General features: G+C 31.6%; 22 protein-coding genes. 13 read left to right on the top strand and 9 right to left on the bottom strand.

Annotation, left to right across the window (positions count from 1 at the left end):
* Window positions 1-396: 396 nt before the first annotated feature.
* Window positions 397-795: a transcriptional regulator SpxA gene (gene spxA / locus COI44_RS09585; protein WP_056473638.1), complete on the top strand. Its 399-nt coding sequence runs from the start codon at window positions 397-399 to the stop codon at window positions 793-795.
* A 137-nt stretch (window positions 796-932) separates the two neighbouring features.
* Here spxA and COI44_RS09580 read toward each other — a convergent pair whose 3' ends face one another.
* Window positions 933-1,604 carry a TerC family protein gene (locus tag COI44_RS09580; protein WP_098427955.1) on the bottom strand — a complete coding sequence of 224 codons (672 nt, stop codon included), beginning with the start codon at window positions 1,602-1,604 and terminating at the stop codon, window positions 933-935.
* Window positions 1,605-1,923: 319 nt separating this feature from the next.
* Between COI44_RS09580 and mecA the strand changes: the two genes are divergently transcribed.
* The 4 genes from mecA to pepF all read left to right on the top strand — a co-directional run bounded on the left by mecA (window position 1,924) and on the right by pepF (window position 7,449).
* Window positions 1,924-2,595, top strand: a complete 672-nt coding sequence (gene mecA / locus COI44_RS09575; RefSeq protein WP_098427726.1) for an adaptor protein MecA — start codon at window positions 1,924-1,926, stop codon at window positions 2,593-2,595.
* A 50-nt stretch (window positions 2,596-2,645) separates the two neighbouring features.
* Window positions 2,646-4,193 carry a cardiolipin synthase gene (gene cls, locus COI44_RS09570; protein ID WP_098427725.1) on the top strand — a complete coding sequence of 516 codons (1,548 nt, stop codon included), beginning with the start codon at window positions 2,646-2,648 and terminating at the stop codon, window positions 4,191-4,193.
* A 176-nt stretch (window positions 4,194-4,369) separates the two neighbouring features.
* Window positions 4,370-5,575: a competence protein CoiA gene (locus COI44_RS09565; RefSeq protein WP_098427724.1), complete on the top strand. Its 1,206-nt coding sequence runs from the start codon at window positions 4,370-4,372 to the stop codon at window positions 5,573-5,575.
* 53 nt (window positions 5,576-5,628) lie between these two features.
* On the top strand, window positions 5,629-7,449 hold the full coding sequence (gene pepF / locus COI44_RS09560) for an oligoendopeptidase F (protein WP_098427723.1): 1,821 nt from the start codon (window positions 5,629-5,631) through the stop codon (window positions 7,447-7,449).
* Window positions 7,450-7,721: 272 nt separating this feature from the next.
* Here the strand turns inward: pepF and COI44_RS09555 are convergent, their stop codons facing one another.
* Window positions 7,722-8,594, bottom strand: a complete 873-nt coding sequence (locus tag COI44_RS09555; RefSeq protein WP_098427722.1) for a DsbA family protein — start codon at window positions 8,592-8,594, stop codon at window positions 7,722-7,724.
* A 648-nt stretch (window positions 8,595-9,242) separates the two neighbouring features.
* The gene (locus COI44_RS09550) at window positions 9,243-9,833 is read right to left on the bottom strand and encodes a CYTH domain-containing protein (RefSeq protein WP_098427721.1); all 591 of its coding nucleotides are present in this window, start codon (window positions 9,831-9,833) and stop codon (window positions 9,243-9,245) included.
* 135 nt (window positions 9,834-9,968) lie between these two features.
* On the opposite strand from COI44_RS09550, the gene COI44_RS09545 reads away from it, so the two are divergent.
* The 4 genes from COI44_RS09545 to COI44_RS09530 are packed head-to-tail and all read left to right on the top strand — an operon-like array spanning window position 9,969 to window position 12,696.
* Window positions 9,969-10,349 carry a UPF0738 family protein gene (locus tag COI44_RS09545; RefSeq protein ID WP_098427720.1) on the top strand — a complete coding sequence of 127 codons (381 nt, stop codon included), beginning with the start codon at window positions 9,969-9,971 and terminating at the stop codon, window positions 10,347-10,349.
* A 15-nt stretch (window positions 10,350-10,364) separates the two neighbouring features.
* Window positions 10,365-10,988, top strand: a complete 624-nt coding sequence (gene yjbM, locus COI44_RS09540) for a GTP diphosphokinase (protein WP_098427719.1) — start codon at window positions 10,365-10,367, stop codon at window positions 10,986-10,988.
* A 15-nt stretch (window positions 10,989-11,003) separates the two neighbouring features.
* Window positions 11,004-11,795, top strand: a complete 792-nt coding sequence (locus COI44_RS09535; protein WP_097973651.1) for an NAD kinase — start codon at window positions 11,004-11,006, stop codon at window positions 11,793-11,795.
* A 13-nt stretch (window positions 11,796-11,808) separates the two neighbouring features.
* On the top strand, window positions 11,809-12,696 hold the full coding sequence (locus COI44_RS09530; RefSeq protein ID WP_098427954.1) for an RluA family pseudouridine synthase: 888 nt from the start codon (window positions 11,809-11,811) through the stop codon (window positions 12,694-12,696).
* Between the two features lie 184 nt (window positions 12,697-12,880).
* Here COI44_RS09530 and prpE read toward each other — a convergent pair whose 3' ends face one another.
* Window positions 12,881-13,648: a bis(5'-nucleosyl)-tetraphosphatase PrpE gene (gene prpE / locus COI44_RS09525; RefSeq protein ID WP_098427718.1), complete on the bottom strand. Its 768-nt coding sequence runs from the start codon at window positions 13,646-13,648 to the stop codon at window positions 12,881-12,883.
* A 166-nt stretch (window positions 13,649-13,814) separates the two neighbouring features.
* Window positions 13,815-14,978: an FtsW/RodA/SpoVE family cell cycle protein gene (locus tag COI44_RS09520; protein ID WP_098427717.1), complete on the bottom strand. Its 1,164-nt coding sequence runs from the start codon at window positions 14,976-14,978 to the stop codon at window positions 13,815-13,817.
* Window positions 14,979-15,357: 379 nt separating this feature from the next.
* On the opposite strand from COI44_RS09520, the gene fabI reads away from it, so the two are divergent.
* On the top strand, window positions 15,358-16,128 hold the full coding sequence (fabI, locus tag COI44_RS09515; RefSeq protein WP_098427716.1) for an enoyl-ACP reductase FabI: 771 nt from the start codon (window positions 15,358-15,360) through the stop codon (window positions 16,126-16,128).
* Window positions 16,129-16,508: 380 nt separating this feature from the next.
* Here fabI and COI44_RS09510 read toward each other — a convergent pair whose 3' ends face one another.
* A complete protein-coding gene (locus tag COI44_RS09510) occupies window positions 16,509-17,174 on the bottom strand; it encodes a DUF2642 domain-containing protein (protein ID WP_098427715.1) in 666 nt (221 codons plus the stop codon).
* Window positions 17,175-17,547: 373 nt separating this feature from the next.
* The gene (locus tag COI44_RS09505; protein WP_098427714.1) at window positions 17,548-18,021 is read right to left on the bottom strand and encodes a spore coat protein; all 474 of its coding nucleotides are present in this window, start codon (window positions 18,019-18,021) and stop codon (window positions 17,548-17,550) included.
* A gap of 242 nt (window positions 18,022-18,263) precedes the next feature.
* On the opposite strand from COI44_RS09505, the gene COI44_RS09500 reads away from it, so the two are divergent.
* On the top strand, window positions 18,264-18,782 hold the full coding sequence (locus tag COI44_RS09500; RefSeq protein WP_098427713.1) for a CotO family spore coat protein: 519 nt from the start codon (window positions 18,264-18,266) through the stop codon (window positions 18,780-18,782).
* A 61-nt stretch (window positions 18,783-18,843) separates the two neighbouring features.
* Here COI44_RS09500 and COI44_RS09495 read toward each other — a convergent pair whose 3' ends face one another.
* Entirely contained in the window at window positions 18,844-19,392 is a 549-nt protein-coding gene (locus COI44_RS09495; RefSeq protein WP_098427712.1) for a CotY/CotZ family spore coat protein, read from the bottom strand.
* A gap of 289 nt (window positions 19,393-19,681) precedes the next feature.
* Between COI44_RS09495 and COI44_RS09490 the strand changes: the two genes are divergently transcribed.
* Complete coding sequence (locus tag COI44_RS09490) at window positions 19,682-20,032, top strand: DUF1360 domain-containing protein (RefSeq protein ID WP_098427711.1); 351 nt, start codon at window positions 19,682-19,684, stop codon at window positions 20,030-20,032.
* Window positions 20,033-20,100: 68 nt separating this feature from the next.
* The gene (locus COI44_RS09485) at window positions 20,101-20,298 is read left to right on the top strand and encodes a hypothetical protein (protein WP_069033002.1); all 198 of its coding nucleotides are present in this window, start codon (window positions 20,101-20,103) and stop codon (window positions 20,296-20,298) included.
* 69 nt (window positions 20,299-20,367) lie between these two features.
* On the opposite strand, the gene COI44_RS09480 is transcribed toward COI44_RS09485, so the two are convergent.
* Window positions 20,368-22,662 carry an ATP-dependent helicase gene (locus COI44_RS09480; protein WP_179887063.1) on the bottom strand — a complete coding sequence of 765 codons (2,295 nt, stop codon included), beginning with the start codon at window positions 22,660-22,662 and terminating at the stop codon, window positions 20,368-20,370.
* Between the last annotated feature and the right edge of the window lie 53 nt (window positions 22,663-22,715).

Below are 22,715 nucleotides of genomic sequence, written 5' to 3'. Positions count from 1 at the left end.
TAACTTTTAGGACTAAAGTTGTGTGAAACGAAAGGAGTAGTTGACTACTTTAGGAAATGCCGCGGGAAGGTAAAAGACTGCAAGTTCGGATTGAAACTAGGAAGCAGGTTTCATTTACGGATAGTGAGGTTTATGGTGTGAAAAGCAGTTTTCACATACGAAAAATGTATAAAGAAATTAGCCTATATTTTACTTATAAATTTACTGAAAATTGTACACCTTTTGTATAGGTTTTTTTAAATTTTTTTACAAATTTGTATATATTTATTTTGCACAATATTGTATAATGTGAACATATGGTGGTAGATTAAACTAATTATAAATAACCAATTCTTATAAATTAATACACATAACTATATTACTTTTATTTAAAAGAGTAGTTAGGGGGAGAGCAAAATGGTAATTTTGTATAATTCACCAAGTTGTACGTCTTGTCGAAAAGCAAAAATGTGGCTAGAAGATAATAATATTCCTTATAAAGAAAGAAATATTTTTTCAGAACCATTATCAATTAATGAGATTAAACAAATTTTACGTATGACTGAAAGTGGTACTGATGAAATTATATCAACAAGATCAAAAATTTTCCAAGAATTAAATGTAGACTTAGAAAGTCTTCCTTTACAAGACTTATATGAAATCATTCAGAAATATCCTGGTTTACTTAGAAGACCGATTATTATTGATGAGAAACGTTTACAAGTTGGTTATAATGAAGATGAAATTAGAAGATTTTTACCGCGTTCAGTTCGCACATATCAATTACGTGAAGCGCAACGTTTAGTTAATGAGTAAATCTACGTTTTGAATTGTGAAAAAAATTACAATTCTTGATTAAGATTCTCAATCATATTGAACAAATACTTATTCATATTATATAAAAAGCTGTAAAAAGTTAAATGCATACTTTTTACAGCTTTTTTTAACAACTATTAGGATGTTCGCTTACGGTACCGAATATTATTAAAATAATAACCTATAACAATAGTGAAGATTATACAAGATGAACCAACAATTAATTCCATATCGTTCCGCCCGTTTATATATTGACTGATAAATGGCTCGTCTATTAACATTTTGCTAGCTGTTATTGAAAGAACCGAAGCCCCTACAAAACTCAATATTGGATATCTTTCTAAAAACCATAAAACGATTTTACTTCCCCAAATAATAATTGGAATTGAGATGGAAAGACCTAAAATGACTAATGATGGCTTTCCGTTTGATGCCCCAGCTATTGCTAATACATTATCAATCCCCATAACTAAATCAGCAAACACAATTGTACGAATTGCATGGAAAACTGTGTAGTTCTCCTTTATAGAAGGGTTATCATCCTCCTGAATAATTAATTTGCAAGCTATGTACAAAAGTAATATTCCGCCGATTAAATGCAAGAATGGGACTTTAAGGACGTAAATTGCACCTATAGTTAGGATAATTCGTAAAACAATTGCGGTAATACTACCGAAAATTATCGCTATGTTACGTTGCTTGTATGGTAATTTTCTACATGCTAAAGCAATGACAATAGCATTATCTCCACCTAAAACAATGTCTATAATTACAATCATTAAAAAGGACCATATATAATGAAGATCTATCATGAATTCACCTCTCTTATTAAAAGCTTTAAATGATTGTCCTAATATTAATAGGTATATGATGATTTTTAAAAAATAGGTGAATTTTATTTCCAAAATTTTAAATTGTATCATAAAATATAAATGTAGTTACTATTCGCATTTAATAAATTTTCATGGTAAGATAGATAAAAATTTACTTATTAAAGCTAAATTTTTAAGATTATTTTTCTAATTTACTATTTCAGAATTTTATATTTAACATAAATTTCTTTTACTTTATTTATTCTATTTCGTCTAACGCAATTACTTGTTGTTCATTAAAGGAGGGGGAAAACAAATGGAAATAGAAAGAATTAATGAAAATACGTTTAAGTTCTCCATATCCTACTTAGACATCGAGGAGAGAGGTTTCTCTAAAGATGAAGTATGGTTAGATCGAGAAAGAAGTGAAGAGCTTTTCTGGGAATTAATTGATGAAGCGCATTTGACTGAGGAATTCATTGCTGGTGGCCCCCTATGGATTCAGGTACAGGCACTAGACAAGGGGTTAGAAGTTGTTGTAACAAAAGCTGTGATTTCTAAAGACGGCAAAAAAGTAGAAGTGAATTTAGGTGAAGGAGAAAAGAATTTAGAAATTCCATTTATCTCTGTAGATGATGACGATGATTCAGATGAAGATGATGATGACGATATTTTTGAAGCGATGGATGAAGAGGAAACTGAACTTATTCTATCCTTTAAAAATTTTGAAGACATTATTTCTTTATCGCATGCTGTTAATCAAGAATCATTTGAAACTACACTTTATTCCTTCCAAGATTATTACTATCTTTATGTTAAATTTGAAGAAGAATTGCTTGATGAAGTTCAAGTCGATTACTTATCATCAATGTTACTTGAATATGGTCATCGTTCAAAAGTAACTATACATGTTTTAGAGGAATACGGAAAATTGATTTATGAAAAAACAGCTTTACCTCATTTTAAATCAATTTTTCCATTACTGTAATAGCCGATGCCTTAGGGATCGGTTTCTTTTCTTTATAAAGGAGAATATTGATGCAATTTCGATTAAAGATTTTAATATTTTTATCAATTGTTGTATGCATTTTATATTTTGCTTCTCCAACTATAAAATTCATTTGGTTAATGAATTTTGCATTTTTTGAAAAATCTACTATTTTTAGATTAATAAGTATAATGTTCTCGATAACGGCTATAGGTGTATCGATTATTATTTTCCTAGAAAATAGAAATCCTGCTAGAACTTTAACATGGATTATACTTTTAGCTATTTTCCCGTTATTCGGTTTTGTTTTTTATTTAATTTTTGGACAAAATTACAAAAAGAAAATGGTCTATCGAAAAAAGGCAATTAATGATCAAAATGCAAATGGTTTAATTAGTGGATCAGAAGATGTAGAAGTGAAAGAATTTATAGCACAAAATCAAAAGTTAGAGTATCTAATAAATATCGCAGCTAAACAGAGTAATACACCAGTCACGATGAATACTTTTACAAAAGTTCTTACAAACGGAAGTGAAACATTTCCAAAAATAATTGAGGAACTAAAAAAAGCAATGCACCATATTCATATCGAATTCTATATCGTAAGAAATGATGAGATTGGGAATCAACTAAAAGATATTCTAATTGAAAAGGCACAAAATGGTGTAAAGGTTCGATTTCTCTATGACGCTGTAGGTAGTTGGAAATTATCAAGAAATTTTGTAAAAGACTTACGAAAAGCTGGTGTAGAAATACTTCCATTTTCTCCAGTTAAAATTCCAGTTTTAAACGATACGATAAATTACCGAAACCATCGGAAAATTATCGTCATAGATTCGAATGTAGGATTTGTTGGCGGCTTAAATATTGGAGATGAGTATTTAGGGAAAGACCAATATTTTGGAAAGTGGCGAGATACCCATCTATACCTAAATGGAGAAGGTGTACGAACACTACAATTCATATTCTTGCAAGATTGGTATTATATGACGAATGAGTTAATTGATGACAAAGAGTACTTTGACATTAATGCTAGTAGTTATTCATCCAAAGGAGCAATTCAACTTGTTTCTGGTGGACCAGACCGAAAGCATGAAGTGATAAAAGAGTTGTTTTTTGCGATGATTACAAGTGCAAGGAAAAGTATCTACATTGCTTCACCATATTTTGTTCCTGATGAAGATATTTTAACTGCTCTTAAAGTTGCAGCAAATGGTGGGGTCAAAGTAAAAATTCTAATGCCTGATCGTCCCGATAAGAAAATCGTATTTTATGCCTCGCGTTCATATTTTCCTGAGTTATTAGAAGCTGGTGTCGAAATCTATGAATATAGACAAGGATTCTTACACAGTAAAATATTGATTGTAGATGATGAAATCGCATCTGTTGGAACGGCAAATATGGATATGAGAAGTTTTCGTTTAAACTTCGAGGTCACTGCATTTTTATATTTAGAAGAAAGTATTAATCAGTTAGTTAATGATTTTAATAATGATATCCGTGATTCTGAAGCAATTATTTTTAATGATTTTAAAAAGAGACCAATATACAAAAGGATATTTGAATCATTATCGAGATTAATGGCACCACTTTTATAATGAGCTATCTAATTGATAGAACATTGATAGAACATTTTTATAATATTTCATATAGTCACCTACCAAATAGAAAATTTAATTTGGTAGGTTTTTTATTTGAAAAATCGTTTTTAATTTTTTTGAAGGAAAATACGAAATGGATAGTGAAGTAAATTTGGAAAGGAGGTAGGATAAACATGATCGTAGCATTAAATACAGAAAGGCATACTATCAATTTATTTGAAGTTAAAACGACGGAGGATTTAGTAAGATTAAAGCAAAACGGACCATACTTTTGCCCAATTTGTAAAAAGCAAGTGAGGCTCAAAATTGGAGTTAAGAGGGTAACTCATTTTGCGCATATAGATTTGACTGAATGTGATAATGAGAAAAAAGAGAGTATTGACCATTATAAAGGGAAGTTTGCTTTGTATCAATTTTTTAAAAGATTTAATGTAAATGTTGAGGTTGAAAAATATATACCTGAATTAAATCAAAGACCTGATTTATTTATTAGATTAAATACTCTTCAAATATGTGTTGAATATCAATGTTCAGTTATTCCTTTAGATATTATGAAAAAAAGGACAAACTCTTTTAAAGATAGTGGAATGAAAGTTTTGTGGATCCTAAATGACAAACTATTAAATCAAAAAAGATGGTCATCTTTCTACATTAATTCCCTTTCTATTTATTCACTTGTTAGAATTAACGTTTTTTCACTTCTCTTCTATAATCCTACATTAAAGTCATTTACAGTGCTTTCCTCATTAATAGCATTTTCTCCAGTCCAATATATTGGTCAAAAGGACGTATTTCCAATAAATAATTTCAGTCTTAAGGAATTTTTATCACCAAATAGAATTGATAAAAAGGTATTTGTATCAAAATGGAACCGTTTAAAAAAGGATTTTAGACTATATCAACATTTGCATACGAAAGGTAATTTAATGGTTTTTAAACAGTATTTATACAATGCAAATATTAATTATTTTCCGGCAGTAATTGGAGTCCCTTTAGAAAGTAACTGCATAATTAAAGAACATTGTATATTTTGGCAGGGGCAAATATATTTTCAATTTTTTCATGAAGTAGAAATGGGACAACTAATCTTTATAGATAAAATAAATCAGTCTGTAAAAATGGAAGTACAGAATGGTAAATGGAGAGTTAATCAATTTCAAGATAATGAAATTGATAATTTGGAGAAATGTGTAGAAAAGTATATTGACTTTTTAGTAAAAATTAGAATCGTAAAACGTATTAAAAATGGTAAAATAATGAAGATAGCTAATGCTATTATTCCATCATCATTCCAACAAGCATTGGATGAAGACTGTCTGAGCACTAATACAGCATTTGATTTGTTGTTTAATGCAAGAACTGATTCAAATGATTATTAATATCAGACACCGGAATGTTATTAATACTAATAATAATTTTAGGGGGATCAGACATGCTAGAACAAAAAGCTGTTAAAAAATTACCGACTAGAAGTGAAGTTCAAGAAGAATTAACTTGGAAGTTGGAAGATATTTATGAAACGGATGCAAAATGGGAAGCAGAGTATAAAAAAGTACTTGAATTAATCCCATCGTTTTCAGAGTTTAAAGGTAAATTAGGTGAGTCATCTCAAACACTTTTAAATGCATTGAAAAAACAGGATGAAATTTCGTTTTTATTAGGGAAATTGTATACATACTCTCATATGCGTTACGATCAAGATACAACAAATTCTACATATCAAGCTTTAGATGATCGTGCGAAAAATCTATACACTAAGGCTGGAAGTGCAATGTCATACTTCGTGCCTGAATTATTAACAATTTCAGAAGATACATTGAAAAAATTTATTGATGAAAATAATGAACTGAAATTGTACGAGCACTCTTTAGAAGAAATTTTAAAGCAAAAACCACATGTTCTTTCAGCAGCTGAAGAGGAAATTATGGCACAAGCTTCTGAAGTGTTATCTTCTTCTAGTAATACGTTTGGTATGTTAAATAATGCGGATTTAAAATTTCCGACGATTGAAGACGAGAATGGTGAAGAAGTAGAAATCACACATGGTCGTTATATTCACTACTTAGAAAGCTCAAATCGTCGTGTTCGAAAAGATGCTTTTGAAGCAGTTTATCATACGTATGATGCGTATAAAAACACTTTTGCAAGTACTTTAAGTGGCGCTGTAAAGAAAGATAATTTCAAAGCGAAAGTTAGAAAATATGATAATGCCCGTCATGCAGCATTAAGTAATAACGAAATTCCTGAAATTGTTTATGATCAATTAGTTTCTACTGTAAATGATAATTTAAATTTATTACATCGTTATATTGCTATTCGTAAAAAAGCGTTAAAGCTTGATGAAATTCATATGTATGACTTATTTACTCCATTAGTAGAAGAAGTAAAAATGGAAGTTAAGTATGAAGAAGCAAAAGAAATTTTATTAAAAGCATTAAAACCATTAGGTGATGAATATGTTGAAATTCTAAAAGAGGCATATGAAAGCCGTTGGGTAGATGTTGTAGAAAACAAAGGAAAACGTAGCGGAGCATACTCTTCTGGTGCGTATGGTACAAATCCATATATCCTAATGAACTGGCAGGACAATGTAAATAACTTATTTACATTAGCACATGAATTTGGTCATTCAGTGCATAGTTATCATACTCGTAAAAATCAACCTTATGTTTACGGAGATTACTCAATCTTCGTAGCTGAAGTTGCTTCTACTTGTAATGAAGCGATTTTAAATGATTATTTACTAAAAAATACTGAAGATCCTAAGCAAAGACTTTATTTACTAAATCATTATTTAGAGACTTTTAGAGGAACTGTATTCCGTCAAACAATGTTTGCGGAGTTTGAACATCAGATTCACGTATTAGCTCAAAACGGTGAAGCATTAACGCCAGATTTATTAACGAAAACATATTACGAGCTTAACCAAAAATATTTTGGTGACGAGATCGTAATAGACGAGTTAATTGGTTTAGAATGGAGTAGAATTCCTCATTTCTATTACAATTATTATGTTTATCAATATGCAACAGGTTTCAGTGCAGCAACAGCACTTTCAAAACAAATTCTAGAAGAAGGCGAGCCAGCAGTTGAAAGATACTTAGGATTCTTAAAAGCAGGAAGCTCTGATTATCCAATTGAAGTATTGAAAAAAGCTGGCGTTGATATGACTTCTTCACAACCAATCGTAGAAGCATTGAAAGTATTTGAAGAAATGTTAAACGAAATGGAAGAACTTTTATTTAACGAATAACTTATTTAAACAAACACATGTAGCATCATACCTATATGTGTTTGTTTTTATCCTAACTTTTTCTATATCTTTATACCTATTATTTTGTGTCTAAAATGTGAAATTTTTCTCAAATGGTTGCCAAACTCTAAAATAAATTGTATTATAAGGGTGTGAATTACTTCACAAACACAAATACCCCTTTGTTGAACGTGAAAATTTCTCCCATCCCCTTGATGTAAAATATTACATCAAAAAAGAGACCTAGCGGAAGCTAGGTCTTTTTTTGTTTCTTACACAACATACTGATAATAAATTTGATCTTTTTGAACAATTTTCTTAACTTTTCTACGTAGGATTAATTTTTTTAATTCTAGCTCCATACATTGAGTAGATTGTTCGTAAATCATACATAATTCTTTAATCGTAACAAATGGTTGGAATTTAATAAATTCAGCTAAATCAGGTAGTTCTCGTTTTTCTAACTTTGTATTAGTCATTAGTTCTAATATTTTTACATAAGTCTGATAGCTTTCAAAACCAGAAACTTTCAAACCTTCTTCTTCAATATTTTCATTAAAAAATACAACGCTTGGAATTTCAGTTACATGCATTTCTTTCGTAACTTTAATATCACATTGCAAAGCTTTAATAGAGTGGGTACTGTGTAAATCTTCCATAAACTCTTTTACATCAATATTTATATCTTTAGCACATTCGATAAGAACATCTTGATCTGTAATGTCTAAATCCTTCAAGAAATAATATTCTTGTAACTTCTTTAAGTAGTTAACGCCAGCTACTCTACCTTGAAGCTCAGCTGCTTTTAATGCGATTGCAGAGTAGTATGGGTAAAGTTCTTTATTATCAATCCATAAGTGATCGTCGCAAAGGATATCCGATCTGCTAGCTGTCTTCTCCCATACGAATGCAAGCTGAGAAGGTCGTTTTTCTAATAGTTTTTTAGTTGTGTAATATCGATTAACTGGAATATAAGTAGATGAAAAATATTGGCCATATTCTAAGTGAAACTTTTTTAAAATTGTACTAAAATCCCAACAATTTCTACAAAGTGGATCTATGAATACATACAATTCAATCGATTTTTTTGTACAATACTGCTCGGGAAGCGTGATTGATTCATTTTTATATTGTTTGTCATTCATATATTTCACCCTTAATGCAATTCATAAGTCCGTACTATAACAGACTTGAAAATTAATTTGTAAGATATAACACGTTTAATCTCTAATGGTATTGTAGCAACGGATAGTTAATATTTCAAATATGATGCACTATTTTTCATTAATCTATTAATATTTCCTTAATTCATTTGAGTAAGGAAGTAAAAAGGGGGGCCAGAAGTCTGAGCGGATCACATTATAAATTTGTGAAACGGAACCGAGGAAAAAGTCTGGTCTGCAAATATGGATTAGAGAACTGCAAATAAGGAGATCATCTGTGCAAATAAATGAGGATTCGTTTTCAAAAAAAAAATTGTCAGAACTGCAAATAAAATTAGAGAATCGCAAAAAAAAATAACAATACTGCAATCAAAACCCCAGGAATAGCAAATAAAAGAAATTAATAACCCATACCGGTTAAGGCATGTTGACGAAAAAATTGGACAAAAGTAGTTATTTTCAAATGGCAAACTAGCAAAGTAGCTTTAACTTTAGTTAATCGGTTAAAAAGATGAGTGAAATCTGCTATCTTTCAATAAATAGATTGATAAAATCGGCTACATACTAAAATACGCCGAAATATACCCTTTAGGTTTCTCCGGCGTTTGAAAGTAACTATTTGCTCATATGTCAGTTAGCTTGATTTCCTTGTTTAACATTAAAAAAACGTCTAATTTTATTTAATGTTTTACGTTGAGGAATTTGAAGATTCTCTAACAGATTGATAAACTGCTGTTTACCAATGTTCTCGTCCGAAACTTCGAATTCTAACTCATAATCCTCGTAGTTTAAATATGTACTATGGTCTAAAACTAAGAGTCCATTTTCATATGGAAATTCTGCTCTGTTTGTTGTTAAATCACCTATTAATTCTAGGGCATTTAAGTTTAATTTTACTTCGTTGATATAATCTTTTACTTCTCCATCTGGAAGAATGAATGTTTTTAGCATAGTTGATGCTTCAGTTTCACTAATATTTTGATTAATTTCTAAATGTCCGACTGCTTGTTTTATTTTTAAAGTTAATGTAAATGAAGTTAGTGACTTTTTTCGGATTCTTAACGCTCCACCATGTTCTTTAATTGTAAAATCAGGTGTCTCAAAATAATAATTAGTTTGTGATTGGAAACTTGACTCGCTAACTTGGAAATATGATTTAAGCTTTTCAAATTCCTCTTTTGTTAATAAGTTCTTAAATTCAATTTCAATTTCTTTAGCCATAATTAGCTCCTTATTTTTAGTAATATTTTTGTTATTGAATGTGCTTGTCTTCGTCTATTTTCTATTTGATATGTTACAATAGAAATGGTCAAATTTAAATAAATTACATACATTAAAAAGGTTGAGGTTTTAGTGATGAGAAAAATGTTGGAAATAAATGGAATAAATATAAATGAAGATGGTTTGTTTCTGTTAATAGACGATACAAAAATGAATTTAGAACAGTGTCATGAAGTAGGAACAATGATTGCAGACTCAGACCAAGGTTCACTATTGTATATATTAGAAGAAAATGAAGAATTTGTATATGTTACAGTGCCTTACAAGTATTGGTCGGACTTGAAAAAAGCAAATGATCAAAATTTAAACGTATTTTTAAAGGTCGGTGAAAAGAGTCTTTCACTAAATAATTGGAATGAAGAGTTAACTTATTTAATCCAAAATGTTGAAGGTAATTTTAACTATGGAGAAGAATTTGTTAAGCAAGTTCAAATTGCATTTTTAGAAGAGAAGTAAGTTGGTGGTGATTGGATGAATGGTCAATGGGAAAGTTTTTTAGCACCTTATGAACAAGCAGTAAGTGAATTGAAAGTAAAGTTAAAAGGGATTAGAAAACAGTTTGAAGAAACTAATCAGCATTCCCCAATTGAGTTTGTAACTGGGAGAGTTAAGCCTATTCACAGTATTGTTAATAAGACAATAAGAAAAGGAATTCCTTTAGCAAATTTAGAAACTGAATTACAGGATATTGCCGGTCTTAGAATGATGTGCCAATTTGTAGAGGATATTAAAAATGTAGTGGAGTTTCTTCGTAAACGTAAAGATTTTACAATTGTCGAAGAGCGAGATTATATTACAAATAAAAAGAATAGCGGGTATCGTTCTTATCATGTAGTTGTTGAATATCCAGTTCAAACAATTGAAGGTGAACGAAAAGTTTTAGTTGAAATTCAAATAAGAACTCTTGCAATGAATTTTTGGGCAACAATAGAGCATTCTTTAAATTATAAGTATAAAGGGAAATATCCTGAAAATATTCATGAACGATTACAAAGAGCGGCTGAAGCAGCGTTTCTATTAGATGAAGAAATGTCCCTTATTAGAGGAGAGATTCAAGAAGCGCAAGCAGAGTTTTCGAAAAAAAACGACCAATAAGGAAAGGGCGAGAAAATGAAATTCGTAATTATGTCTAAGGGCGATCAAGAGTCCAATGAACTGACGAAACGAATGAGAGATTATTTAGAGAGTTTTAATTTTAAATTTGATGAAGAAGAGCCTGAAATTGCTATATCTGTAGGTGGTGACGGAACCTTACTTCATGCTTTTCATAATTACACTCATCTTCTCGATAAAGTATCTTTCGTAGGGGTTCATACTGGGCATTTAGGGTTTTACGCTGATTGGGTACCAAGTGAGGTAGAAAAGCTTGTTATTGCAATTGCTAAGACTCCATTTCAAGTAGTTGAATATCCTTTATTGGAAGTTATCATCCGTTATAAGGATGGAAGAAAAGAAATGCAAACATTAGCTTTAAATGAATGTACGATAAAAGGTCTTGAAGGTACATTAGTGATTGATGTTGAAATAAAAGGTCAGCATTTTGAGACATTTAGAGGTGACGGTCTTTGTATTTCTACACCTTCAGGTAGTACAGCGTATAATAAAGCACTTGGTGGAGCAATTATTCATCCATCAATTGAAGCGATTCAAATTGCTGAGATGGCTTCAATTAATAATCGAGTTTTTCGTACAATTGGTTCACCTCTTGTTTTACCTAAACATCATACTTGCTTACTTAAACCTGTAAGAAACGCAAATTTTCAAATTACATTAGATCATAAAACAATCGTACACCAAGATGTTAAATCGATTCAATGTCGAGTAGCTCATGAAAAAGTACGATTTGCACGTTTTAGACCTTTTCCATTTTGGAAGCGTGTCGTTGATTCTTTTGTTAAATAAAATGGTGGAGAATATGAAGCAATTTAGTTTATCATGGGAAGTAAAAAAAGAGCATAATGGAATTTTACTTAGAGAGTTTCTTAAATTAATGGAGCTCTCTAAACGTGCTCTCACAGATATAAAATTTCAAGGTGGAAAAATTACAGTTAACGGTGAAGAAAAAACTGTCCGTACGATGCTAAAAGAATTAGATCTTGTACAAATCTATTTTCCAATCGAGATACCAAGTGAGGATCTTATAGCTGAAGATATTCCTTTTGAAATTGTTTATGAAGATGATGCTGTATTAGTCATCAATAAACCTTTTGGAATACCAAGTATACCTTCTAGGGAGCATCCTAAGGGTACCCTTGCAAATGGATTATTATTTTATTATCAAACAATTGGGCTCCAATCGACCATCCATATTGTAACTCGATTAGACAAAGATACTTCGGGTTTAATGCTAGTTGCCAAAAATCGTTATATTCATTATTTGTTTTCGAAAAATGAATTAAAAAATGTAAAAAGAAAATATTTAGCAATTGTTCATGGGCAAATGAATGATACAGAAGGTGTAATACGAGCAAAGATTGCTAGGAAAAGTGATAGTATTATCGAGAGAATTGTTTCTGAAGAGGGACAAGAAGCAATCACACATTATAAGGTCCTTTTAGTAAATAGGGACTACTCAGTTGTTGAATTAGAATTAGAAACGGGTCGAACACATCAAATCCGGGTGCATATGTCTTCGATTGGACATCCATTAATCGGGGATGACTTATATGGAGGTAATACTGATCGATTAAAAAGGCAGGCGTTGCATAGTTATCAATTGTCATTTGTTCATCCAATTGATCATACGGAAAAAAACTTTGAAACCGCTTTACCTGCTGATTTAGAGAGGTTATTGGAATCGTGAATGTCAAGTAATAAATTTGTCTAAATTTTGTATAATTTATTGACAATATATGAATAATAGATTATTTTTAGTATGTAGTGTTTCTCCATGGGGATGGAAGAGACTAATATATTAAGCTGATAAGTGAGCGCTTACATTATCAGCAAAAAAGTAGGTTCCGATCAGAAACCTACTTTTTTTGTATCTATTTTCCTAAACTCTGCTCATTTTTTTCTTCGTAAAAACTAAATTTTTCTTCAATGTATGGCATTGAAGATTGTACTTGGGTATATTGATGTTCTGGATATGAAAATGCTGTTAGTTTACCACCAAAGACAGCGCCAGTATCAATATTAATTGTATTATTTAATTCTCTTGGCTCCTTAATTGGAGTATGACCATAAACAATTAATGCTCTACCCTTATACTCTTTAGCCCAATCTTTTCTTACAGGCATCCCATTTGGGAGCACTTCTCCATTAATATCTCCATATAAAACGAATGTTTTAACATTATTTGAATGTTTACCAATCATGTCCTCACGTATACCAGCATGACTAACAACTAATTTCCCATTGTCTAAAACATTATAAAGTGGGGAGCCTTCATAAAGTTTTTTAAACGATGCCAGGTAATGGCTCCTCTCTTTACCACTAACTGATTCTAATTCAGCAACTGTTGTTTCAAGTCCATGTTGAATTTTTACATTGCGACCAAGAAAATAACGATAAAGTTTATTACAATGATTCCCTGGTGAATAATGTGCTTTCTTATGCTTCATCACAAGTTCATATACTACTTTTATAACCGCAAGCGAATTAGGTCCACGATCCGTTAAATCACCAACAAAAACTAACTTTCGATTTTCAGGGTGAACGGGTATATTATTCTCCCACGAATAACCAAGTTTTTTAGTTAATTCAACAAATTCATTATAACAACCATGAATATCGCCTATAATGTCGTATTTCATCCTATCAATCCTTTTAGTCTGTTATTTAAACTAGTAATAATCGTAGTATGCCCAAAAAAGCAGCGTAAAAGAATTTTGCAAGAAGTGGATTGCTAATATAAAAAAAGAAGGGGTAAAGATCTTCATTAGATCTTTACCCCTGTCCTTTTTTTGTATTTCTACTCTATCAGTCAAACATATACTTATTTGTTCTAGATCTTACATTAAGGATGAATCCAATTGCTAGAAGATTAGTTGCTAGAGAACTTCCTCCGTAACTAACGAATGGTAGAGTAATCCCTGTAATCGGTAATAGACCGATCGTCATACCAATATTTTGGAAAATCTGGAAAGTAAACATTCCGACTACACCAGCACAAAGATAGCTACCAAATTTGTCGTTACTTTCTAAAGCAATATGAATCATTCGATAAATTAATAAGAAGAATAATGAAATTACTACACTTGCTCCTATGAACCCGTATTGTTCGCAGATTACTGTGAAAATAAAATCTGTATGTGGTTCAGGGAAGTATGCTTCACCGTTATGGAACCCTTTACCTGTAAGTAAACCAGAACCAGCTGCCATTAATGCCTGAGTAAGCTGATAACCTTGAGAAGGGTATTCATACGGTGCTAACCAGCCGTAAAAACGATTTAACTGGTATTCCTCGAGCACATGTGATGTGAAAAATTCAAAATGATAAAAGTATAGATAAACCATGAAAGCACCAAGGCCAATCGTTAATACAACTAGTCCAAGAATATAGCGCCAACGAATTCCAGAAATTAAAATCATTGTTGCGATAATTGCACACATAACCATTGTATTTCCTAAGTCTGGCTCTTTCGCAATCAGTAGTAGAGGAGGCAATGAAATACCGAATATTTTACCTAAAAGTAAAATATCTTCTCTCTTTCCACGGACAGCGTACATTTCATTATGTCTTGAAATAATCGTTCCTAATATAATGATCATAAAAATTTTCATTAATTCAGATGGTTGGAAGTTACCAATACCAGGTAATGTGTACCATGCCGTTGCACCTTTGATGGTTTTAGCACCTGGAATATGCAGTTCTAATCCAAGTAGTAGGAGTAGTCCAAAACCATACATATACCAAATAACATTTTTATATCGATCAAAATCAATAATCATAATAAAGGCAATACCAACAAGTCCAATGATATACCATTTAATTTGTTGTCCAGCGAAATTGATGTTTCTTAGATTTGCAGGAAGGCTTGGCATTGCACTAGTAATTGCAAGATAACTAACAACGGCAATACAAAAAAGGATAAAAAGTAATTTGAAATCAATTTGAAAGGGAGATGTACGGTCTTCCTTCATGTCCTCACCTCTCTATAATAAGTTTTATTAGTATGCTTTTAAATAGGCACTTTTAATGTACGACAATCATCATTATAATTTATTTTCGTCCTTAAAGGAATTCAAAACTATAAACTCTTTTTAAATAAACTATTATATTTATATTTTTCACTTTAAAATATAAATTGGCAGCTAAGAATAGTACACGACGTGCTAGCCAATTCTAGGAATAAAGTATAAGTGCAACTACGCCTCTGACTTCGCCTAAAAGGCTCGTCAGTCGACGAGTTTTCTTTATGTGGATAAAGCTATATATAACTTTACTATTTTCAATTCATCGTATTTGTGCTACTATTTTAGTATCTAGTACTAATAACTAATAATAAAGGAGATGAATGATATGATTTCATTGCAAGGAAAAACTTTTGTTGTTATGGGTGTTGCAAACTTCCGTAGTATCGCTTGGGGTATTGCACAATCATTACATAGCGCGGGAGCAAATTTAATTTTTACATACGCAAATGAAAGATTAGAAAAAGGTGTTCGTGAATTAGCTGACTCACTAGAAAATCCTAACAATTTTTTAGTTCAATGTGATGTAACTAGTGATGAAGATTTAGCAAAATGCTTTGCATCAATTAAAGAGCAAGTTGGCACAATTCATGGTGTAGCACACTGTATCGCTTTTGCAAATAAAGAGGATCTAAAAGGTGATTTTGTAGACACAAGCCGTGATGGGTACTTATTATCACAAAACATTAGTGCTTACTCTTTAGTAGGTGTAGCTCGTGAAGCAAAACCATTAATGGTTGAAGGCGGAAGCATTGTTACGCTAACTTACTTAGGTGGGGAGCGTGTGATGCAAAACTATAACCTAATGGGTGTATCTAAAGCAGCTCTAGAAGCTTCTGTACGCTATTTAGCGAACGATTTAGGGAGATACAATATTCGCGTTAACTCAATCTCTGCAGGACCAATCCGTACGCTTTCTGCAAAAGGAGTAGGCGACTTTAATACAATCTTAAAAGAGATCGAAGAAAAAGCACCGTTACGTAGAAACGTAACACAAGAAGAAGTAGGAGATTCTGCTTTATTCTTATTTAGTGACTTAGCAAGAGGTATTACTGGAGAAAACATTCATGTTGATTCAGGATACCATATAATGGGATAAGAAGAGTAAAAATAATAGAAGTCTAAATGGCTTCTATTTTTTTTTCGTGTTTTTAAGTAAACATACTTTAAATAAGGTTCATGAGTAATTAAAACAGCCAGAAGACGAAAAATAGATAATCATAAGGGGTTCATGAGTAATTAAAACAGCGAGAAGATGAAAAAAACAACTCACAAAAGGTTCATGAGTAAGTACAGAGTATTAAAATATAAAACGGTCTATAGGGAAAACAGAATTAAGTGGAAATAAGCGTTCTTCTTTATATGGGTAAACATTCTGTTAGGGAAATCATCCTGACATATCAAATAAAAAAAGTGCCTTCTTTTATCATAAATAGGCACTTTTTTATTGTAAATGTGGCATTTTAATTTTATTAATTCTTACGGAATAAAAATTGATTTTAAGTGACGAAGACCTACTAATTTACTTTCTCCTCTAGATGTAGTCAACTCTATGAAATTTGAGTCAATAGAACTCAACTTACCTATATATTCGTAATTTTCTCCACTGTTCATTACGACTAATTCACCAATCAACTTATTTAATTGAACGTCTAACGTGCGCGCTAGAGGGATATTAGAAGGATTAACAGGTAATAAATTATTACTTAACATATAAGGGGTTTTTTCTGTGAGATAAGGGGTTAACCACTTTAAATGCTGGAGGGATATATACATGATTTTATAAATCGGTGAATAGAATACAAAATAATTATTCATGATGGTTGTAATAAAGCCATGAAAAGAACGATTATTTGATAGACTAATTTCTACAAAAATCCCTTTGGCAGCAGTTAATACTTTACGTAAAGATAACTCATCTTTTTCGTGTTCTAATTCTTGGAGGGAAGGAACCATACCAAAGGATTCTTCGAGTGTAATTTCACTAAGGTTATGAATATGAAGTAGTGGAATATAAAGGAAATTTTCACCATTGAAAACAACTAATAAATCATTTCCAACTTCAATTAAGATTCCATCAACATTACTGTTACCGGATATTTCAATTGTAACTTGTTTGTTGAGAAAATTTTTGAAACTTGCCATGATTTTCTCCTTTCTTAAAAAGATAAATCATTATTATTCAGACATGTTTATTTCTGAAAAAGGATTTTCAATTTTTATTAATATGGGCATATCGATTAGGAAGATAGTTTGTCTAAATAAAATCAATCATTTCATTTAAAGGTTGGCAAGGTAGATAGTGCCTGTCTTATATGAATGAAAAAAGATTATTAAATTTTATAGTTGGATCAGTTAGTTCATAACAGCATACTTCCAATGATTTATAGATTACCACTCAAAATTAAGTATAGTTTCAAATTACTTTATAATGGGTTAACATAATTAGAATGGCATCGAGGGTCAAAGTTTTATAAAAAAAGGGTCGTTTTATTTCATAAAACGACCTTTCTAAACATTATTTTCTTCTTCTTAATGTTTGGCTTGTCGTATTACTTCTTTCGTAAACTTCAAATTTTTCTCCGAAACTTACACTTTTTACATGATAAGTAGCAAGATACACTAGTTCATCGTTAAAAGAAATTTCTACATAATCATGGTTTGCATCAAGAAGAATGCCTTCAACTTTGTCGTGGCCACCGCGATTAATTTTTACCCATTGTCTAACTTGAGAATTTAATAAGTCTACAAAACTCTCATTTGGTAATAATTCAATCGTATTGTACATTTCATCATAAGATAATTTACCTTTAGCAAATGAAGTTACGCTTTTAATATGAGTATATGGGTAGTAAATTACACCTTCAGCCTCTGTAAAAAGAGCAATATGTGTTCCATATGCACCAAGTAATAAACCTTCTTTAGATTCATGACCTCCTCGACCAATTCTAACTCCTTTACCTACGAATACTGAGAATAACTCTTTATTCACTTTTTCATCGCTCCTTGTTTTTTCTGTGCGGTTACAATGTAATTATATGTGCCCTGTCAATTGTTTGTACTAGGATATTTGTCCAATTTATATGAATATGTATAAAATTAGTCAAGTGTTGATAGGCAATTATTTCGTATTTCCATTAAATTTGTAGGTTACTTGATTGAGAAAAAAGTAACATGATAAATATTGTCCGTTCATATAATTTATGAGAGCACACTTACGAGGGAGGAACAACAATGGCACGAAAAGAGTCTAAAGAGGGTGTAAAGCCATTATTATATATTGCGCAGCCAGATTTTCAAGAAGCCAAGTTGAATGTACAACACTCATATGTGGTCAAAGTAAATAATCAGGATCAAAAACAAAAGGACAAAGAATATGTAGCTTCTAAATACGTAGAAGTTGAAGAACTAGAAGAACTAGAAGAACTAGATGAATTAGAAGAATTTGAAGATGTTGTGAATTTAGATGAACAAGAAGAACAACAAGAAGAAGAAGAACAAGTCGAAGCAGACAATACTTGGATGAAAAAACCATTTAAAGCTATGACGAATGAAGAAAAAGTATTATTTATGATAAATAAGCCTCATTATATTCCAAAAGTTGAGTGCCGAATTCGAACAGATAAAGATTTATATATTGGCTATATTATGGGTTACAACGAAGGGAAGGTTTCAATTAAGGTTTCTTCAAAAATTAATGACGTCCAATTGGATATTCAAAGTATTGTAAGTATTCAAATGGTAGGTATTTAAGGCGTTAAAAAGGTGGTAGATACATGATCTACCACCCATAGTTTTTTAGTTTACATTAAACTTACAGATTTGTAACGTGTACGTCACGTAAGCATTGGATTGCACAGAAGCAATCTAAGTCAACAGTTACACAAGTGTTTGAAGCAACAAACATGTCACCGTCTACTAGTTCACAGAAAGTGTTTTGGTTGTTATTTTTGTTGTTGTCTTTGCCGTCACCAGTTTTAACAGGGACTAATGCTCTTAACACTGCACAACAATCTTCATCTACACTTTCAACACGGAAAACAACTGTATCTTGGCAATTGTTCATTTGACCGTTTTTGTTGTTATTTTGATTGTCATTGCCATTGCCATCACGATTTTGTGCCATCATTTGCATCATATTATTATGATTAAACGCTGGTACTCTAAATAATTCACCGTTCGCTAAATACAATAGGAAAGGGCGAGTATTTGCAAGTGGTACATTAGGGTTAGCACCTAAGAATGGAACGTCACAACCTGTTGGGCAAGTGTTTGTTGCGCAATCTTGTAGATCGTTTATGAATTTTACAACGTCACATACACAATGGTTTCTTTTTTTGTCGTGGTTGTCTTTGCAACTCATCATTTTCACTCCTTATCACTTTAGATGGATATTACATTACTATGATATTAAGCAGGCGAAAAACGGTTACTGAAGATTTTTGCTTTTTTAGATAAATGGGCTTAGGTGCAAATAGTACAGTTAAAGCAGGAAAGACAAAGAAGAGCTTAGATCTGTAATAGGGGAATAGGGAGAGTAAAAAAGAAAAGGGGAGGAGAAGGGTTGGAAGGGATTAAAGGAGCATAAATGTAGGGTAAGGAAGTGAGGTTATTTACCCCTTGCATCCATATCCCTTGTCCCCATACTTAACATGGATATAAGTTGGTTGTTGCTATTTATCTTAATTTTGGCAAGCTTTCGATTGACTCGTTTAGTTGTTCACGATAAAATAACAGCTTTTCTAAGAAGACCTTTTATTGATGAAATAACGCTTGAAGAGAATGGGATGCCTGTTACTTATACAAAGATTAAAGGAAGTGGAATCCAATACTTTTTTGGTGAGTTATTAAGTTGTACTTGGTGTAGCGGAATTTGGTGTACAGCGTTTTTAATATTAATATATGTGTTCTTTCCACATGTGGGAGAGTTCATCATCATTTTGTTAGCTATTGCAGGGGCAGCTGGCGTAATAGAAACGATTGTGAATAGACTGAATTCGTAATTTTAGGTAGAACGATTGAAAATTCCTTTCATATACTAATGTGAATAGATTTATTTAGGAGGGAAGATATGTATAATCAAGGTCAGGGTCAAATGACTCCTTTTCAATGGCAACAACTCCAACAACAACAGCAGTATCAAATGCAACAACAACAAATGCAGCAACAAATGAATCAAGCGAACTATAATCCATATTATCAAGGCGCTCCGGCCGGCTATGTGAAAAAATCAGGTTGTGGCTGTGGCAGTAGAACAACTAGACGATAAATTATAAAAAGGTGAGCATATTTGCTCACCTTTATTTTTGTCCAATATTTAAAATTAGTTAGTTCAATCTCATTTCTTATTAATAAAGCGTCGAATTAGTCTTGAAGAATTAGCTTTTTTGCCTCTTCTTTTTTGAAGAATTGATAAGTATAATAGCTTTCTAGCTCTTGTACATGCCACATAAAGAAGGCGACGTTCTTCTTCTAGTTGATCTAAGTTACCATTTTTTAAAGATTCTAAAGCATAATCATGAGGGAATCCTCCGTCTACAACACCTAGAATATAGACATAATCATACTCTAATCCCTTTGAACGGTGAGCTGTTAAAAGCGAAATATTACATTGTGATGACTGATTTTTTTTCTGCTTATATTCTTTAAATTTAGCAGAAATATGAAATGCGTGTTCAATAAACTCTCTAATTGATTTGAAATTTTTGCTTACAACCTTTAAATCTCTCAAATCATCAGATGGTCGTTCGATTTTATTAGACTCATTTCCACGCTTTTTAATATAGTCCATAAATGCTGGACTTTCTTCAATTCGCTCAATTGCTTCTAAAGGTGATGCGTGTTTTAAATAACGTAAAATCTTTATCAGGTTTTCAATTTTTTTAATTTGAAATGGTGCTGCACTTTTAATAGTGGTGAATGCTTCTAAGAAAGATAGATTTTGCAAAACACTATTCATTTTTGCATCTTGAAATGCTTGTTGTTTTAAGAAAAAGACAGGTAATATTTCTTTCAATGCTGCTTGATGGTCCTCATCTCCTATTAATAGTAAGAACGAGATCATTTTACGAATAATAGGTCGATCATAAAATGAGTCGCCATCTTGATCGATTGTAAATGGTAGGCTTGTTCCAATTAATCGCTCAAAAACAGCCCTTGATGCAGTATTAGTGCGATATAAAATTGCAAATTGTCCTGGATTTGCACCGTTATTAATTTTTTCTTTCATATCATTAATAATCATCGTTGCTTCTTCTTCTTCATCGTATGGAAAGAAGAAAGAAGGTACTTGATCGTAGTCATATTGAGCATGCATTGATTTTTCAAAACGGTTTTTATTAGGCTTAATGACTTCGTTTGCCAATGATACTATCCCGTGGGTGGAACGATAGTTTTCACTTAAATGATAAATTGTAGATCCTTGGAAATGCTCTTTAAAGTCTAAGATAAACCTGGGGTCACTTCCTCTAAATGCGTAAATTGACTGGTCATCATCACCAACAGCCGTAATATTTTCTGTATGTTGAAAAAGGATTTTTAGAATATTGAATTGGATTTTATTAATATCTTGGAACTCATCGACTAATAAACATTTAAATCGGTTTTGATAATGTAAAAGTAATTCATTATTTTCATTTAACATTTCAAAGCAACCGAGTAACATATCGTCAAAATCAAATTGCCCATTTTGCTTTTTTAATGATTCATAGCCTTCATAAAGAGAAGCGACCTGTTCTTCCCAGGCATCTTTTGTTCTAATTTCATGAGGATAAACACAAGAGTTCTTCCATAAGCCGATTTGTTGAATAGCTTGGTCGTATGCAAATGACTTTTCATCAATTTCAAGTCGTCGACCAATTTGCTTTAACATGATCTCCTTTTGAAAATCTGATTTAATTAATCGACTTGAATCCCATTTTGCACGATCATATCGTAAAAGCATTTTATAGAAAATACTATGAAAGGTACCAATTTCCATCTGTTGAATAGGGTAACCTAGACCTTTCATTCTTTCTTTCATTTCAGCAGATGCTTTTGACGTGAATGTTACGAGCATCATTTCATGAGGAAGTATACCGCTATTCATTAAATGCATTGCTCGAGTTGTAATGACTCGTGTTTTACCACTTCCGGCTCCAGCAAGTACAAGTAATGGTGAACCGATATGTGTAACAGCGTTCCATTGTTGTGAATCTAATGAAATTTGATTGATCACAAATTCATCCGTCTTTTTTTCATTTTTTTTATATGGTGGGATATTGTAAAAAGGTAGTCTGTTAATAAATTGATTTTCATCTGTTTTTTCAATTGTAGCTGTAGTTGAGATCGATCGCTTAGTAGGTAGTTTAATAATACGATCGTTAGTATTTTCGGTAGTAGAATGAGTATTTTCAAATCTAGCAACAATTTCTTGCTCCAACTCTACGTTATGATTCATACATGCTAGATTTTGTTCTTTGTTTATATGATAAAAATGAGGAATATCATAAATAGTTAAAGTGAAACTTAAGTTTTGATGGCAATTAACACATTTAACTTCCCCGCGAATACTGGCTTGATATATTTCCTCATATCTTGATCGAGGGAATTCTGGTAAATAGATTGATTGATTTTGATAGTTTGCAATTTTCATTATTTTCCCCCTTAAAATTAAAGCAGACTCATCTATGTTACCAAAAAGATTTG

Source organism: Bacillus sp. AFS088145 (genome assembly GCF_002564465.1).
Taxonomy (GTDB): Bacteria; Bacillota; Bacilli; order Bacillales; family Bacillaceae_G; genus Gottfriedia.
The sequence above is the reverse complement of the archived record's forward strand: the minus strand, read 5'-3'. Positions and strand labels throughout refer to the sequence as shown.

Bases quoted from the DNA above. Each gene is read 5' to 3' on its own strand.
- spxA (WP_056473638.1), top strand. From the start codon at position 397: ATGGTAATTTTGTATAATTCACCAAGTTGTACGTCTTGTCGAAAAGCA.
- mecA (WP_098427726.1), top strand. From the start codon at position 1,924: ATGGAAATAGAAAGAATTAATGAAAATACGTTTAAGTTCTCCATATCC.
- cls (WP_098427725.1), top strand. From the start codon at position 2,646: ATGCAATTTCGATTAAAGATTTTAATATTTTTATCAATTGTTGTATGC.
- COI44_RS09565 (WP_098427724.1), top strand. From the start codon at position 4,370: ATGATCGTAGCATTAAATACAGAAAGGCATACTATCAATTTATTTGAA.
- pepF (WP_098427723.1), top strand. From the start codon at position 5,629: ATGCTAGAACAAAAAGCTGTTAAAAAATTACCGACTAGAAGTGAAGTT.
- COI44_RS09555 (WP_098427722.1), bottom strand. From the start codon at position 8,594: ATGAATGACAAACAATATAAAAATGAATCAATCACGCTTCCCGAGCAG.
- COI44_RS09550 (WP_098427721.1), bottom strand. From the start codon at position 9,833: ATGGCTAAAGAAATTGAAATTGAATTTAAGAACTTATTAACAAAAGAG.
- COI44_RS09545 (WP_098427720.1), top strand. From the start codon at position 9,969: ATGAGAAAAATGTTGGAAATAAATGGAATAAATATAAATGAAGATGGT.
- yjbM (WP_098427719.1), top strand. From the start codon at position 10,365: ATGAATGGTCAATGGGAAAGTTTTTTAGCACCTTATGAACAAGCAGTA.
- COI44_RS09535 (WP_097973651.1), top strand. From the start codon at position 11,004: ATGAAATTCGTAATTATGTCTAAGGGCGATCAAGAGTCCAATGAACTG.
- COI44_RS09530 (WP_098427954.1), top strand. From the start codon at position 11,809: ATGAAGCAATTTAGTTTATCATGGGAAGTAAAAAAAGAGCATAATGGA.
- prpE (WP_098427718.1), bottom strand. From the start codon at position 13,648: ATGAAATACGACATTATAGGCGATATTCATGGTTGTTATAATGAATTT.
- COI44_RS09520 (WP_098427717.1), bottom strand. From the start codon at position 14,978: ATGAAGGAAGACCGTACATCTCCCTTTCAAATTGATTTCAAATTACTT.
- fabI (WP_098427716.1), top strand. From the start codon at position 15,358: ATGATTTCATTGCAAGGAAAAACTTTTGTTGTTATGGGTGTTGCAAAC.
- COI44_RS09510 (WP_098427715.1), bottom strand. From the start codon at position 17,174: ATGGCAAGTTTCAAAAATTTTCTCAACAAACAAGTTACAATTGAAATA.
- COI44_RS09500 (WP_098427713.1), top strand. From the start codon at position 18,264: ATGGCACGAAAAGAGTCTAAAGAGGGTGTAAAGCCATTATTATATATT.
- COI44_RS09495 (WP_098427712.1), bottom strand. From the start codon at position 19,392: ATGAGTTGCAAAGACAACCACGACAAAAAAAGAAACCATTGTGTATGT.
- COI44_RS09490 (WP_098427711.1), top strand. From the start codon at position 19,682: ATGGATATAAGTTGGTTGTTGCTATTTATCTTAATTTTGGCAAGCTTT.
- COI44_RS09485 (WP_069033002.1), top strand. From the start codon at position 20,101: ATGTATAATCAAGGTCAGGGTCAAATGACTCCTTTTCAATGGCAACAA.
- COI44_RS09480 (WP_179887063.1), bottom strand. From the start codon at position 22,662: ATGAAAATTGCAAACTATCAAAATCAATCAATCTATTTACCAGAATTC.